Source organism: Ruicaihuangia caeni (assembly GCF_040536845.1).
GTDB classification, from domain to species: Bacteria; Actinomycetota; Actinomycetes; order Actinomycetales; family Microbacteriaceae; genus Ruicaihuangia; species Ruicaihuangia caeni.
The window spans coordinates 715,286-728,936 of record NZ_CP159582.1; the positions used below are offsets into that span (position 1 = coordinate 715,286).

The following is a 13,651-nucleotide window of genomic DNA, read 5'->3' on the forward strand; positions in this document are numbered from 1 at the left end:
CAGAGCGCCACCTAGGAACGTTCGGATCAGCGAAGCACTGTGCGAGCGTGCGCGGTGACCTCCAATCGGATGCCGTCAGGCACGAACGCGGTGATGAGCGGCGGCCGCCACCATGACGACAGGGTGACGCGTGCGCTGGCGCCGTCAGGACTATGGGCGCGCTCCAACCGGAGCGACTCGAGGGCGGTCGTGTCGGCGCGGGCCAGGTAGGCGGTCGCCGCCGAGGCCACGTCACTCGAATCGAGCACCGGACGGCGCGGCCCATCGGAGGCCACCATGGTGAACGCTTCCGCACCAGCGAGGGCCGCGCCGTCAGCGAGGGTGAACAAGCGCTTGCGTTCGACGTAGAGACTGGTCGCTGCGGCCCCGATCAGCACCAGCACGAGCGCGAAGACCACCACCCCGAGGATGAGCGGCAGGATCGAGCCTCGTTCCGAGTCGTCACCGTCTTGATCTTGGCGGTCCGCCGCCAAGTGAGCGTCTTCCGCCCCCGCGCGACCGCGGAAGCGAGGCAGGTCGCACCGTTTCCGGCCGGCACGTGCCGCATTCACCGGGCGCCCCAGAACCGCGACACCGTCTGCGAGGCGGCCGCTTCCACAGCGACCGCAAACGGAGTCGAGGCGTCGATGGCCGGAATCAGTGGCAGCGGCACGCGCAGCGTGAGTTCGATCGTCACCGTATTGCCGCGCGTGAGGCAGTCGGCGCTCGGTGCGCATGCGATGCGCGCTGCCGCCTGTGCGCGGCTGAATCCATAGTCGGCGAGCGTCGTGATGATCGCCCGTTCTGCGCGATCCGACGCGGATGCCGCGGCATCCGCTTGCACGAACGCCCGTGCCGCGTGCCGCGCGGCTCCCTCGGCTGCAAGAGTGCCCGCCTGGATGGCACCGAGGGCGAGCACCAGGTACACGATCGGCACGAGCAGCAGGGTGCCGAGCGTGATGGTCTCCAGGGTCGCCGAGCCTCGCTCTGACCGAAAGGCTGAGGTCGCGACCTCATCGGAGTTCTTCGAACACCGCATGGCCGCTCACCTCCAACCCGCGGTCGACACCGAGGAGGCCCGCCAGCGGCAGCGTCGCTCTCACTGTGATCGCGGCGAGGTGGTGCCCGTTGCGCGCGACTTCGGTGCTCGAGACCTCGTGCGCGTAGCCGCTGCCGAGCGCAGCGGCGATGAGGTCGCGCGTGCGCTGCTCTCCCTCCGCCAGATCTCTATCTGCGAGCGCTGCGAATCGAGCGCCCTCGGATGCTGCGTCGATGAGTGTGTTGCGAACGTGCAGAGCCAAGGCGAACTGCATCACGGCGAGCGCCATGGCGACCAGCACGACGCTCACCATCACGAACTCCGCTGGGGCCGAGCCTCGGTCGTCGCGGAGCACGCCGCTCAGCACCTCAGAACCCGGTGACGCGTTCGATCGCCTGCTCGAACACATTGCCGAGCGCGGGGCCCGCGATCGCCCAGATCACGATCACCAGGCCCGCGGTCATCAGGCAGATCAGCACCCAGCCGGGAACATCTCCCCGCTCCGAGAGGAGTCGTGCCCCCACCCGTCTCATCCAGCGCTTCACCATCACCATTCCCTTCCGTCAGCAGCGCGGACACTGCTTCTCCCGATACGGCTCACCACGTAGCACCGAGCACGACGACGCCGGGAAAGACCGCGAAGAGCACCGTGACCGGAAGGATCAGGAACACGACCGGCACCATCATGGCGATCTCGTTCCTGCCCGCGGCTTCCAGCAGCCTCCGCTTCTCGGCCTCCCGGCAGTCGGAGACCTGAGCGCGCAGGACTTCGACCATCGGTGTTCCGAGCTCGACCCCGGCCTGCACCTGATCGACCAGGCGCTCCAATTCCGGAAGCGGCAGCCGAGCGACAACGTCACGGAGCGCCTCGATGAGCGGCACACCGGCTCCTATCGCCGCTGACGCAACCGTGAATTCTCGTACCAGCACTCCCGCGCCCACACTTGCGAGGCGGCGAATGGCAGCAGTCATCCCCTCGCCCGCGGAGACGCTCAAGGTCAAGAACTCGAGCACTTGCGGCAGCTCGACGCGAGCGGTCTCGATGCGACGGCGGGCACGCAGTTGCACGAGGCGATGACGCGCCATCGGTATCAGAGCCGCAGTCGCTGCAACGATCAGGGCAGCAAGAGGCAGCGGCACGTGCCGCGTCGATCCCACAACAAGCGCGGGGGCGACACCCGCGCCAGCGCCGAGTGCTGCGAGCGCCAATTGGCCTGAGCGATATCGCTCGGGGGTCGTGACGATCGCGGCGTGCTGCAGGAGACGGGCGAGCGACGTGTCGGAGCTTCTTCGACCGAGCCGAAGAAGGTCTCGGATCGTCGCGAGGTCGAAGAGTGCGCGTCGTCTGGCCACGTGGAGGCGGGCCTCGGCTGAGACATCCTGCACATGAGGCGCGAGGCGATCGATGAGGCGCCGCTGGCCGAACTGCGGAACCGCCATCACGGTCGACCAAAGACCGAGGCCCGCGGCGACCCCGATGAGCACCCACCAGGCCTGCGCGCTCACCGCTGCCATCGCTGCTCCTCGGGCAGCCGAGCGAACCGCAGCATGAGCTGGTAGGCGACCACCGTGGCAGCACCGCCCGCGGCGATGAGTCCGAGACCGCCTCCAGAGTTGTAGGCCGTGACCGCCTCAGGCCGGGTTGACAACAGCACGAGCACGATCCAGGGCGCGGCTGCGCCGACCCTCGCCGCGTTGACGATCCAGGATTGCCGCGCCTCGATCTCAGCCCGCAGCGCGGTGTGCTGCCGCAGGTGCCCCGCGAGCGACCGGAGCACGTCGACCAAGTCGCTGCTTCCGACCTCGCGTGCCATGCGGAGCGTCTCGATCAAGCGATCGGCCACTGGATCTGCGAGCCGGTGCTTGAGCCTGTCGATGCTCCACGAGAACTGCGCTGTCGCCTCGTAATCCTCGGCGAACCGGGCGAACTCGCTGCGCAGCAGCACGGGACCGCCATCGCCGAGTGCCGCGATCGCGTCCGGCAGGGGCAGCCCAGCACGGATGCTGGAGAGCAACCGCTCGACGACCTCGGGCCACAGCGCCGACCGCGCGTTCCGTGAGCGCCGCGCCCGATAAGCGACCACCGCCCAAGGGGTCCATGCGCCGGCCAAGGCTGCAGCCGCGGCGAGCGCGACCACCGGGAGCAGCGCCAGCACCACGGCGCCAGCAACGGCCGCAGTGAGAGCGCACAGCATGACGAGGTGCGCCACCGAGAGGTTGGGAAAGCCCGCCGCGGCGAGCGCGCTGCGCACGTCGAGAGACTCGGTGCCGCGCAGCGCGCTCGCGCTGCTCCCCTGCCCTGTGCTGCTTCGGCCAGAGCAACGGCGACAGCGCGAGGACTGCTCCGGAGCCTGCGACGAGGCCGAGTACCAGGTTGAGGGGCGTCATCGAGAGGCGTCCCCACCGGGCTCCGCGCCCAGCAAGGCCTCGACATCGAAGCCGTGAACCTCGAATTTGCCCGCTCTTGCCGGTCGGATTCCGGTGCTCTGGAGCCGCCCTTCACGGCGGCGGAAGATGGGCTCTGCTTCGATCTCGCCGTCCGACGCACGACCAGTGGGCGCGATGATCTCCACGACGCGACGGCTGCCATCACGCGCGAGCTCGCAGTGCACCACGACGTCGATGCAGCGGGCGACTGTGGGCACGACGAACGTCGAGTCGATGTTCCGGCCGGCGAGTAGCGGCAGGGTCGCAAGCTTCGCGAGGGCGTCGTTCGCGCTATTCGCGTGGATCGAGCACATGCCGGGCAGGCCGCTGTTCAATGCGATGAGCAGGTCGAGCGACTCCGCTTCACGAACTTCTCCCACGACGAGGCGGTCGGGACGCATGCGAAGCGCCTCTTTGATAAGCCGGCGCAGCGTGACCTCTCCCGAGCCCTCGACGCTCGCAGCCCGGCATTGCATGGCCACCGTGTCACGCGCCCCGAACGAGAGCTCGAAGGTCTCCTCGACGGTGATCACTCGCTCCTCTGGGCGGCACGCCGACAGCAGCGCGTTCAGCATGGTTGTCTTGCCGCTCTGGGTCGCACCCGAGACGAGCACGTTGTGGCCGCTCAACACACACATGCGGAGGAACTCGGCGGCTTGCGCCGTGAGTGATCCGGCTTCGACCAATTGGTGCACATCGCTGATGCGCTGAGTGAACTTGCGGATGTTCACCGCCCAGTGGCGTCGAGTGATGCTCGGAATCACCACGTGCAGCCGCGAGCCGTCGGGCAGAGATGCGTCGACGAACGGAGAAGCGAGATCGATGCGCCGGCCGGTGGATTGCAGCATCCGCTCGACCAGCGTGGGCACTTGATGCTCGTCGAGCACGAGTTGCGCCGGTTCCGCAACCCCGGCACGGGCGACGAACACGGCATCCGGCGCGTTGATCCAGATCTCCTCGATCTCTGGGTCATCGAGCAGCGGCTGCAGCGGCCCGAAGCCGGTGAGCACAGAGAGCACGCCCCTGGTCACGGACCGCTCGTCGGAGAGGGTGGCACCGTTGCCGAGCATCGCGGCCTCGCCGTACCGTCGCAGTTCCTCGTCGACGTAGCGCTGAGCCAGGTCTGGGTCGCCGCTCACATCGACACCGTGCGTTTGAAGGCGCGACCGAACGCGTTCTGCGATTGCGGAGACCGGTGTGACCATTCAGCCATCATGACGACTCGACGAGCAAGCCTCAGGAGTTATTCACACCGTGAGACGCGCACGAGAGCGCGCCGACTGAGCACATCGGACGGGAAGAAGCAAACCGGCGCTGACCAGGCAAAAGAAGCGCTGCTCAGAACCGTTGCTCAACTTCAGAAGCGGGAGTACCGTTCGCACCAGTCGGGCCCGAACGACTTCCGCCCGACATTGGCTTCGGGAGGCTCTCATGCGGGTTCGCACATTGTCGAAGGTCGCCATCGCGGCCGTGGCCGTGGGAATGCTGGCGTCGTGCGCAACAGGCTCCAATCAGAGCGCCGACGACGACATCAAGTACGACCGCGATGCGACGTTGAGCGGAAACCTTCAGGTGATGGGGTTCGGCGGTGTCGACGAGATCGCGACCACGCGCTATGACCTTGCGACGAAGGCGCTCGGCGACGGTGTGACCGTCAAGCTCATCGAGGGCGACCTCGACATGCAGCAGTTCCTCTCTGCGGTCGCCGCCGGTGACCCGCCGGCACTCGTGTACGCGAACCGCGACCAGATCGGCTCGCTGGCGGCCCGCGGCGCGATCATGCCGCTCGACAAGTGCATCGAAGGCGAAGACATCGGCACCGACCAGTACCTCGAAGCGGCGCTCGACCAGGTGACGTTCGACGGAAAGGTCTACGGCATCCCGGAGTTCAACACGGTGCAACTGACGATGGCCAACGCCGACCTTCTCTCCGCCGCGGGACTGACCATCGACGACGTCAACGGCTCGGATTGGGACGCGGTCACCAAAGCCGCGGAAGCGATGATGAAGAACGATGGCGGCAAGCTCAGCGTCATCGGGGTCGACACGAAGCTGCCCGAGTTCTTCCCGCTCTGGGCGAAGTCGAACGGTGTCGACCTCATCTCTGAGGACGGCCGCACGGCGCAGCTCAATGATCCGAAGGCGGTCGAGGCGCTGGAGTTCGCAGTGGGCGTCTACGACCTGCAGGGCGGATTCAGCGCCGTCAAGGCGTACCGCGACTCCGCCGACTTCTTCGGCGGAGGCAACCAGTACGCGACCAATGTGCTCGGATCCATGTGGATGGAGCAGTGGTACATCAACGTGCTGAACGATGTGTCGCCCGACGCGCCCATGGCGTTCGACACCTTCCACTCGAAGGACGGCGAGAGCCTCGCCTACGCCAGCGGCTCGGCGTGGGCGATTCCCGCCGGCAGCAACGAGACCGCACCCGCGGCATGCCGCTTCGCACGGGTCATGACCGAGGTCGACAGCTGGGTTGCAGCGGCGCAGGCCCGCCTCGACCTCAGGAATGCGGACGGCAAGCCGTTCACCGGCGTGCTGACCGGCAACGCGGATGCCGACGAGAAGATCCGCGAGATGGTGACCTCCGGCGGAGAGCCGTGGGACACCGGCGTGAAGAAGATGTACGAGGCGAACGACAACACGTTCTCGCTTCCCGCGAACCCGGCCGACGCCGAGTTCAAGACGGCCTGGCAAGACGCGGTGAACCGCGTGCTGAACGGGCAGGAGGATCCGCAGACTGCGCTCGACAAGGCGCAGGACGAGGCGCAGAAGGCCCTCGACGCGGCATGGAAGAAGATGGAGAACGGGAAGTGATCGATGAGCGTCACCGAGCTCGCGCCCGCGGCATCCGGTATCGATCCTGAGCGGCAGCGCACGCGGCGCGCGGCCCGCCGCCGCAACACCCGCGCGGCGCTGCTGTTCCTGAGCCCCTGGATCATCGGCTTCCTGGTCTTCACCGCCTGGCCGATCGGCTACAGCGCGTACTTGTCGCTCACCGACTACGACGTCATCAACGACCCGTCGTTCGTCGGGTTCGACAATTACGTGCGGCTCATCGAGGACCCGAAGATCGCGTTGGCGCTCTGGAACACGTTCATCTTCACGGTGCTGCAGGTTCCGCTATACGTGATCGTCTCGGTCGCGCTGGCGGTGCTGCTGAACCAGGCCGGGCGCCGGTCGTCGGGCTTCTTCCGCACGGTGTTCTTCCTGCCGAAGATGACCCCTCCGGTCGCGGTGGGCGTGCTGTTCCTGCTGCTGTTCAACGGGCAGAACGGGCTCATCAACCACGTGCTCGGCTGGTTCGGCATCAACGGTCCGGCGTGGACCACTGACCCGGCATGGGTGAAGCCGGGCCTCGCGATCATGAGCTTGTGGACCGTCGGAGGCTCGGTGATCATTCTCCTCGCCGCGCTTCGAGCGGTGCCGAACCAGCTGTACGAATCGGCGCGGATCGACGGGGCGAACTTCTGGCAGCAGACCACGAAGATCACGGTTCCGATGATCAGCCCGACCATCTTCTTCATCGTGGTCGTCAACACCATCGCGGCGTTCCAGACATTCGATGAGGCGTACACCGCGTTCTTCGGCAGCGGCAACACCACCTACAGCAATGACGCGGCGTTGTTCTACGTGATCTACCTGTTCCAGCAGGCGTTCCAGTTCCTGCACATGGGCTATGCCTCGGCGATGGCCTGGCTACTGTTCGTCGTGATCATGGCCGTCACCGCGATCCAGCTCTGGGTCAGTCGCCGAGTGGTCTACTACGAGGCGGACGTGCGATGACCCAGCAGATCTCACGACCCATGGGCGAACCGGTGCCCACTCCCACCGCTGCTCCGCTCGGCTTCGATGCAGGCATGAGGTCGCGGGCCGAGAGGAGCAGCGGCCTGGAGCAGGATGCTGTCGAATCCGAGCTCACGGCAGGGTCCAAGCCCCCGCAGGACCGCCAGCGCCCTCGCAAGCCATTGCTCGTTCGCATCGCCGTCACAGCGCTGCTGATCGTATTCGGTGTCGTCTTCACCTATCCGTTCATCTGGCTGGTGAGCGCATCGTTCAAGCCCCGCGGTGAGGTCTTCGACAACCAGCTGATCCCGAACACGTTCACCCTCGAGAACTACGTGACCGTGTGGCAAGAAGCGCCGCTCGCGCTCTGGCTGTGGAACACGCTGCTCGTGACGGCGCTCGCCGCCGTGACGGTGACGATCTCGAGCGCCATGGTCGCGTGGGGATTCTCGTACTTCCAGTTCCGCGGAAGGAATGCGCTGTTCGGGCTCGTGCTCGCGACCATGATGCTCCCGGGTGCCGTCACGATGATTCCGACGTTCCTCATCTGGAACGGGCTCGGAGCGACAGGCACTCTCTATCCGTTGTGGGCGGGCAACCTCTTCGGGAGCGCGTTCTACATCTTCCTGCTCAGGCAGTTCTTCCTCGGCATGCCGCGCGACATCTTCGAAGCGGCCCGCATCGACGGCGCGAACAACTGGACGATCTTCACGCGGATCGCGCTGCCCCTGATGAAACCGGCGCTCGTGGTGACCCTGCTCTTCGAGGCACAAGCGGCGTGGACCGACCTCATGCGCGGGCTCATCTACCTGCGCGACTCAGACACCTTCACGGTGCCTCGAGGGCTCAAGGCACTGGTCGACCAGTTCGGCTTCGGGGGCGAGTGGCACTGGGAGATCTTGGTGACGGCGAGCGTCATCACGACCGTGCCGATGATCATCCTCTTCTTCATCGGCCAGCGGAGCTTCGTCGAGGGCATCGCGACGACCGGCAGCAAGGGCTGAGGCGCGCGGAGGTCCGCGATCAGAACGGTGTGAACGACAGCGCGGGGGCTCTGAGCAGCACGATGGTCTCGTTCGCGGGATCGGAATCGAGCTGCACAGTGCGCGTCGGCTCGCTCAGGTCCGCGATCAACTCGGGCTCGCTCGGATCGATGCGGTACGCGGTTCCACCGGTGTTCAAAGGCTCTTCCACCCCGACACCAGCGGCACGCACTTGGTCCACGCTCGACCCGACCGCGAGGCCCGCCACAGTCTGGATCGAGATGCCGCCCACCTCTTCGGCACGCACCTCCACGGCGGCGGGCAAGAAGTAGTCGCTGCGCGACATCTCGCCGAGTCTCGCGATGGACAGTGAGAATGCGTCCCAGGTGTACACATCGAAGTCGGCGAAGTGCGTTCCGTCGCCGGGCTGGAACGACTGGCTGGAGCGCATCCCGAATACCTCGTCCAGTTCAGTGACGATGTCGCCGGGATCGTCCGCCCATGCGAACTCGATCGTCGATAGCCCATCGCTGTCGAGCACGGAGAATCCCTCTGCCTCGATCACGATCGTCGCTGGCACAGCGGATGCCCGCGATGGAGTGCCAGTTGCCGGGGAGCCGGTCGGAGCGCTCGTCGGAGTAGCCGGAACCGCCTGGGCGCACCCGACGAGTGCGAGCAGGAGCAGCAGGGCGGGTAACGGCACGAAGCGCTTCACTCTCAAGTTCTAGCGGCCTGGCGCTGCGATCCGCAAGAGCGCCGCAGCGCAGACTTCTTCGGCGAGGAGCCATGTCGCCGCGGCCCCTACACTGGAGTCGCCGCGCGGAAGTGGTGAAATTGGCAGACACGCAGGATTTAGGTTCCTGTGCTCTCGGGCGTGCGGGTTCAAGTCCCGCCTTCCGCACGAAGCGAGTCCGGCACCTTCTGGTGTCGGACTTGATTCGTTCAGAGGGCGTCGCGCGAATTCGCCCTGCGGGTGGGCCCCTGCCGCTCGAGGCTCCGCACGACGCGAAGCGGCGTGTGGAGAAGCGGTAGGGACAAGTCCCGCCTTCCGCACGAAGCGAGTCCGGCACCTTCGGGTGTCGGACTTGATTCGTTCAGAGGGCGTCGCGCGAATTCGCCCTGCGGGTGGGCCCCTGCCGCTCGAGGCTCCCCAGCCGGGGTCTTGGTCGGCATCCGCGCCACCTGCGGACATCCGCGCCAGTTACACATGGCGCGAACGTGAATAGCTGGCGCGGACGCAAACTTGACGAGCGAATCGACGTGACCACCAAGATCCGGCTGCAGCAGCAGCGCAACTCCGCGAGAGTGGCCGCCACCGCGTGGCACGGCGCCCGCACGCGATTTGGGGGTGGATTCCCCGCTTGGAAGCTCGATCCCGCCAGTACGCTTGTCTCACCCGAAGCAGTTCGCCCCGAACCGTTTTCACGACCCGCTCGATGACGGAGGTCATGCATGCCCATCATGGCGTCCGGCCTCTTCGACATCGAAGGTCTGCTGCACGGTGCGGGACCATGGGCGCTCGCCGTGGTCTGCGCGATCATCTTCGTAGAGTCGGGGCTGCTCGTCGGGTTCCTGCTGCCCGGTGACACGCTGCTGATCATCACCGGCGTGCTGCTGTACCAGGGGTTCATCGACGTACCCGTGTGGCTCGCCTGCCTGTTGATCTTCGTCAGCGCGTTCCTCGGTGACCAACTGGGGTACTACATCGGCGTGAAGAGCGGGCCCGCGATCTTCGAGAAACGCGCGACCGGCTTCTTCAGCCGGGCGAGCATCGAACGCACTGATCGGTTCTTCACGAAGTATGGCGGCTTGGCCGTGACCATTGCACGCTTCATCGGCGTCGTGCGCACGCTGACACCGGTCGCGGCTGGGGTCGGCCGCATGCACTACGGGCGGTTCGTGGCCTACAACGCGCTCGGCGGTCTCGTCTGGGGAGCGGGCCTCACCTTCACCGGCTGGGCCGTCGCCCACATCCCCGCCGTGCGCGACTTCGTGACGCAGTACCTCGAGTTCGTGCTGCTCGGGGTCATCGCGCTCACCCTCGCCATCATCGGCACGCATTGGGTGCGCATGCGACTGGCGATCCGACGAGAGCGGTCGTCGAGTGCCGGGCACACGAGCCCAGGCCAGCCGAACCCAGGCCAGCCGAACTCCGCGGAGCAGCATGCAGAGGGCGCACGGGCGGTCGAGCCGTCGGCCGTGTCACTCGACCTCAGCGCGCCGCATCCGCACCGCTAGGTCCGCTGACCCAGATCGCACCGACAGCGTCTTCGCCGAGATCGACCGGCTGCGAAGCCGAGCCTCGATCGTCGGATGCCGCGTGCACCCGCACCGTGAACGCCCCGCCGAACGGCACGCGTCCTTCGACCTCGAGCTCGGCGCCAACGACGATGCCGCGCGCCTCGAGGTGGCGGAGCAGCGCAGGATCGCGATCGCTCACCCGGCAGACCACCCCGCGAGTGCCGCTCCCGGCATCCGCCAACGGCATCGCGCGGGGCGGCGCCAACGTTCCGTCGGCCGCGGGGATCGGATCGCCGTGGGGGTCGACCGACGGCCGGCCGAGCTTCTCGTCGATCGCGTCAAGCAGCCGGTCGCTGATGGCGTGCTCGAGCACCTCGGCCTCGTCGTGCACCTCGTGCCAGCCATAGCCGAGCTCGCGCACCAGCCAGGTCTCGACCAGCCGGTGCCGGCGCACCATCGCGAGCGCGCGCTGCCGCCCCGCCTCGGTGAGCGTGATCGCCCCGTACCGCTGATGCGTCACGAGGCCCAGTGCTGCCAGCTTCTTCACCATCTCGGTCACCGACGATGCCGCGAGCCCCAGGCGGGCGGCGAGTTGCGACGGTGTGATCGGGTCTGGCTGCCACTCGGTATGCGCGTAGATGACCTTGACGTAGTCCTCGATCGCGGTCGTCACGCCGCCACCACCTCTCTCCGGCTGCGGATCCAGTTCACCACGACGCCGCCGCGCGGACCGAATAGATAGGCGAGCAGGAACGCCGCCGACTGGGTCAGCACGACGGCGCCGCCAGCAGAGGCGTCGAGGTAGTAGCTCAAGTAGAGGCCGGCCACTGCGCACACCACGGTGATTGCCATGCTGAGCCACAGCATCCGGTCGAAGCGCTTGGTGAGCAAGTACGCCGTGACGCCCGGGGTGATCAGCATGGCGACGACGAGCAGGATGCCGACAGCCTGCAGCGCGACCACGACGGTCAGCGCAAGCAGTCCGAGCAGCAGCATCGATAGCCACCGCGTGTTGATGCCGATGGCGTCGGCGTGCGCCCGGTCGAAGGCGTACAGGGTGAGATCGCGGCGCTTCAGGAGCAGCAGCGAGACCGCGATCGCCCCGCTGCCGAGCACCTGCCAGATATCGGCGTCGCTCACTCCGAGCACGTTGCCGAACAGGATGTGCCCGAGATCCGTTTGGCTCGGCGTCTTCGAGATGATGACGAGGCCGAGCGCGAACAGCGCCGTGAAGACCACGCCGATCGCGGCATCCGACTTGATGCGGGTGGTCGCGCGCACACCGCCGATGAGCGCGACCGCGCCCGCTCCGAAGATGAACGCACCGACGGCGAACGGCCAGCCGAGAATGTAGCTGATCGCCACTCCCGGCAGCACCGCGTGGGAGACCGCATCGCCCATCAGCGCCCACCCGATCTGCACGAGCCACACGCTGAGGATCGCGCAGGTGAGCGCGGCGACCACGGTGACGAGCAGCGCGCGGGCCATGAACGCGAATTGCAGCGGCTCGATCAGCCACGAGATCCACTCGGTCACGCCGACTCCAACCCGAATACGAGTGCCAGCCGCTCCGGGCTCAGCGCCTCACTCGGCTCGCCGCGGAAGAGCACGCGGTTCTTCAGCAGCACCACGTCGTCGCACAGCTCCGGCACGCCGGCGAGGTCATGGGTCGAGATGAGGATGCTGCACCCCTCGTCTCGGAGTTCCCGCAACAGCGCGGAGATCGTCGCCTCCGAGGCCTTGTCGACGCCGGCGAACGGCTCGTCGAGCAGCAGCAGGCGAGCCCCTTGAGCGATCGCCCGCGCCACGAAGACGCGCTTGCGCTGACCACCGCTCAGCTCGCCGATCTGGCGGGAGGCGAGCTCGGTGAGACCCACCCGGTCGAGTGCCTCGCCCACCGCTGCCCGATCACGCCCATGCGGCCGTCGGGTGAGGCCGAGTCGGCCGTAGCGGCCCGTCATCACCACCTCGCGCACCGAGATGGGGAAGTCCCAGTCGACGTTCTCCGACTGCGGCATGTAGGCGACGAGCCCTCTGCTGCGCGCTTCCTTGGGCGCAGCGCCGAAGAGCCGAACCGAACCCGCAGTGGTCTTGACCGTGCCCATGATCGCGCCGAAGAACGAGCTCTTGCCCGAGCCGTTCATGCCGAGCAGCCCAGTGATCGTGGCCGAATCGAGCGTCAGGTCGACGCCCTGCAGGGCTTGCACCGTGCCGTAGCGCACGGCTACTCCGCGTGCTTCGAGCGTCGGCGCGGATGCTGCCGAGTCCACGTGGTGGTCCGCAGCGGTGGGCGTCATCGTGCCCCACCCCCGAGGCCCTCCGCGATGAGTGCAACGTCGTAGCGGAGCAGGTCGAGATAGGTGGGCACCGGCCCGTCTGCCTCGCTGAGCGAGTCGACGTAGAGCAACCCGGCGAATGCCGCGCCGGATTCGCGCGCCACTTGCTGCTGGGAGGCGGGGTTCACCGTGGTCTCGCAGAACACCGCCGGCACCTGTCTCTCCCGCACCGTCTCGATCGCCTGCTTGATCTGCTGGGGTGTGCCTTGCGTGTCGCTGTTCACCGGCCAGAGGTAGGCCTCGTCGAGACCGAGGTCGCGCGCGAGGTAGCTGAACGCGCCTTCACAGGTCACCAGCATCCGGTGGTCAGCGGGAATCGATTCGACTGTTGAGGCGAGGTCATCGGCGATCGCCTGCAACTCGGCCTTGTACGCGATCGCGTTCCGCTCGAACTCCTGCGCGTGCTCGGGCAGCAGCTCGGCGAGTGCGGCCGCGACGTTGTCGACATATGACTGCCCGGCGATGGGTGACATCCAGGCGTGCGGGTTGGGCAGTCCTTCATAGTCGCCGGCCTTGATGGCGATCGGCTCGACCCCGTCGCTCAGCACCGCGTGCGGCACATCGAGTCGGTCAACGAACGACTCGAACCAGCGCTCGAGCCCGAGCCCGTTGTCAAGGATGAGCGAAGCGGATGCCGCGGCGCGAAGGTCTGAAGGCGTGGGCTCGTAGCCGTGGATCTCGGCTCCGACTTTCGTGATGGAGGCCACCTCGATGCGATCGCCGCCGACGACGCGAGCCATATCGGCGATGACCGTGAACGTCGTGAGCACGGTCGGACGTCCGGTCCCGCCGGTGCCGGGCGCCGCAGCGTCGGTGCTCGAAGTGGTGCAGCCCCCGAGGGCCAGAGCCACCACCAGTGC

The 13,651-nt window shown here is 67.0% G+C and carries 16 protein-coding genes and 1 tRNA gene; 5 read left to right on the forward strand and 12 right to left on the reverse strand.

What is annotated here, in order from left to right; all coding sequences use genetic code 11:
• Positions 1-26: 26 nt before the first annotated feature.
• The 7 genes from ABV606_RS03265 to ABV606_RS03295 form a co-directional block, all read right to left on the reverse strand.
• Positions 27-473: a pilus assembly protein TadG-related protein gene (locus ABV606_RS03265; protein ID WP_353988329.1), complete on the reverse strand. Its 447-nt coding sequence runs from the start codon at positions 471-473 to the stop codon at positions 27-29.
• Positions 474-547: 74 nt separating this feature from the next.
• Entirely contained in the window at positions 548-1,018 is a 471-nt protein-coding gene (locus ABV606_RS03270; protein WP_353988330.1) for a hypothetical protein, read from the reverse strand.
• The gene (locus tag ABV606_RS03275) at positions 993-1,373 is read right to left on the reverse strand and encodes a TadE/TadG family type IV pilus assembly protein (protein ID WP_353988331.1); all 381 of its coding nucleotides are present in this window, start codon (positions 1,371-1,373) and stop codon (positions 993-995) included. Before ABV606_RS03275 ends, ABV606_RS03270 begins: the two co-directional genes overlap by 26 nt.
• A 13-nt stretch (positions 1,374-1,386) precedes the next feature.
• Positions 1,387-1,566, reverse strand: coding sequence for a hypothetical protein (locus ABV606_RS03280; protein WP_435415339.1), 180 nt, complete (start codon positions 1,564-1,566; stop codon positions 1,387-1,389).
• Between the two features lie 49 nt (positions 1,567-1,615).
• Positions 1,616-2,533 carry a type II secretion system F family protein gene (locus ABV606_RS03285; protein ID WP_353988333.1) on the reverse strand — a complete coding sequence of 306 codons (918 nt, stop codon included), beginning with the start codon at positions 2,531-2,533 and terminating at the stop codon, positions 1,616-1,618.
• Positions 2,521-3,270: a type II secretion system F family protein gene (locus tag ABV606_RS03290; protein ID WP_353988334.1), complete on the reverse strand. Its 750-nt coding sequence runs from the start codon at positions 3,268-3,270 to the stop codon at positions 2,521-2,523. Before ABV606_RS03290 ends, ABV606_RS03285 begins: the two co-directional genes overlap by 13 nt.
• 132 nt (positions 3,271-3,402) lie before the next feature.
• Positions 3,403-4,650 carry a CpaF family protein gene (locus tag ABV606_RS03295; protein WP_353988335.1) on the reverse strand — a complete coding sequence of 416 codons (1,248 nt, stop codon included), beginning with the start codon at positions 4,648-4,650 and terminating at the stop codon, positions 3,403-3,405.
• 226 nt (positions 4,651-4,876) lie between these two features.
• On the opposite strand from ABV606_RS03295, the gene ABV606_RS03300 reads away from it, so the two are divergent.
• From ABV606_RS03300 to ABV606_RS03310, 3 genes are read left to right on the forward strand one after another with little or no spacing between them, the layout of a single operon-like run.
• Positions 4,877-6,262, forward strand: coding sequence for an extracellular solute-binding protein (locus ABV606_RS03300; RefSeq protein WP_353988336.1), 1,386 nt, complete (start codon positions 4,877-4,879; stop codon positions 6,260-6,262).
• Between the two features lie 3 nt (positions 6,263-6,265).
• On the forward strand, positions 6,266-7,231 hold the full coding sequence (locus ABV606_RS03305; RefSeq protein WP_353988337.1) for a carbohydrate ABC transporter permease: 966 nt from the start codon (positions 6,266-6,268) through the stop codon (positions 7,229-7,231).
• Entirely contained in the window at positions 7,228-8,235 is a 1,008-nt protein-coding gene (locus ABV606_RS03310) for a carbohydrate ABC transporter permease (RefSeq protein ID WP_353988338.1), read from the forward strand. The genes ABV606_RS03305 and ABV606_RS03310 overlap by 4 nt, the downstream gene beginning before the upstream one ends.
• Before the next feature lie 19 nt (positions 8,236-8,254).
• Here the strand turns inward: ABV606_RS03310 and ABV606_RS03315 are convergent, their stop codons facing one another.
• Positions 8,255-8,917 (reverse strand): hypothetical protein, encoded by a 663-nt coding sequence (locus ABV606_RS03315; protein ID WP_353988339.1) that lies wholly within the window; start codon positions 8,915-8,917, stop codon positions 8,255-8,257.
• A 116-nt stretch (positions 8,918-9,033) separates the two neighbouring features.
• On the opposite strand from ABV606_RS03315, the gene ABV606_RS03320 reads away from it, so the two are divergent.
• Positions 9,034-9,115 (forward strand) — tRNA-Leu (locus ABV606_RS03320).
• 551 nt (positions 9,116-9,666) lie between these two features.
• The gene (locus ABV606_RS03325; protein ID WP_353988340.1) at positions 9,667-10,452 is read left to right on the forward strand and encodes a DedA family protein; all 786 of its coding nucleotides are present in this window, start codon (positions 9,667-9,669) and stop codon (positions 10,450-10,452) included.
• On the opposite strand, the gene ABV606_RS03330 is transcribed toward ABV606_RS03325, so the two are convergent.
• From ABV606_RS03330 to ABV606_RS03345, 4 genes are read right to left on the reverse strand one after another with little or no spacing between them, the layout of a single operon-like run.
• Positions 10,427-11,128: a metal-dependent transcriptional regulator gene (locus ABV606_RS03330; RefSeq protein ID WP_281487174.1), complete on the reverse strand. Its 702-nt coding sequence runs from the start codon at positions 11,126-11,128 to the stop codon at positions 10,427-10,429. The genes ABV606_RS03325 and ABV606_RS03330 overlap by 26 nt on opposite strands.
• A complete protein-coding gene (locus ABV606_RS03335; RefSeq protein ID WP_281488087.1) occupies positions 11,125-11,943 on the reverse strand; it encodes a metal ABC transporter permease in 819 nt (272 codons plus the stop codon). Before ABV606_RS03335 ends, ABV606_RS03330 begins: the two co-directional genes overlap by 4 nt.
• 44 nt (positions 11,944-11,987) lie before the next feature.
• On the reverse strand, positions 11,988-12,752 hold the full coding sequence (locus ABV606_RS03340) for a metal ABC transporter ATP-binding protein (RefSeq protein ID WP_353988341.1): 765 nt from the start codon (positions 12,750-12,752) through the stop codon (positions 11,988-11,990).
• Positions 12,749-13,648 carry a metal ABC transporter substrate-binding protein gene (locus ABV606_RS03345; protein WP_353988770.1) on the reverse strand — a complete coding sequence of 300 codons (900 nt, stop codon included), beginning with the start codon at positions 13,646-13,648 and terminating at the stop codon, positions 12,749-12,751. Before ABV606_RS03345 ends, ABV606_RS03340 begins: the two co-directional genes overlap by 4 nt.
• Positions 13,649-13,651 lie beyond the last annotated feature (3 nt).